The following is a 717-nucleotide window of genomic DNA, read 5'->3' on the forward strand; positions in this document are numbered from 1 at the left end:
TGCCAGGGCGAGGTCGGCTCCGCGTCGTCAATGGCGGCCGCCGGCCTGGCCGAGGTCATGGGCGGCACTCCGCAGCAGGTGGAAAACGCCGCGGAGATCGCGATGGAACACAACCTCGGCCTGACCTGCGACCCGATCGGCGGGCTCGTGCAGATCCCCTGCATCGAACGCAACGCGATCGCCGCCGCCAAAGCCATCAACGCCGCCAAAATGGCCCTCTGGGGCGACGGCTCGCACCGCGTCTCCCTCGACGAAGTCATCATCACCATGCGCGAGACAGGCAAGGACATGTCCTCCAAATACAAAGAAACCGCCATGGGCGGCCTCGCCGTCAACGTCGTCGAATGCTGAGCTGCGGCCCGGTTCCTGCACCCACGCCCAGCCGGTTTTCCGGCGCCCACACGAAGGAAATAAAACAATGACACTGGCACCAGAAGGCCGGAAGATGCTGCGGATCGAGCAGCGGAATGCGGCTACCCCGGTGGAACGGAAGCCGGAGTGGATCAAGGCCAAGGTCCAGATGGGCCCGGAGTTCGTCCAGCTCAAGAACCTGGTGAAGAAGGAAGGCCTGCACACCGTCTGTGAAGAGGCCGGCTGCCCGAACATCTTCGAGTGCTGGGAAGACAAGGAAGCGACCTTCCTGATCGGCGGCTCCGAATGCACCCGCCGCTGTGACTTCTGCCAGATCGACACCGGCAAGCCCTCCCCCGTGGACAT

Annotated in this window: 1 protein-coding gene and 1 pseudogene; both read left to right on the forward strand. The window is 64.2% G+C overall.

The window, feature by feature from the left end; all coding sequences use genetic code 11:
* Nucleotides 1-351, forward strand: a 351-nt coding sequence (locus tag AC1DNC_RS16760; protein WP_476863656.1) for an L-serine ammonia-lyase, iron-sulfur-dependent, subunit alpha, incomplete at its 5' end; no start/stop codon positions are given.
* Nucleotides 352-418: 67 nt separating this feature from the next.
* Nucleotides 419-717, forward strand: a pseudogene (locus tag AC1DNC_RS16765) (lipoyl synthase); the annotation flags it as partial.

Source organism: Arthrobacter sp. 01N442 (assembly GCF_056399345.1).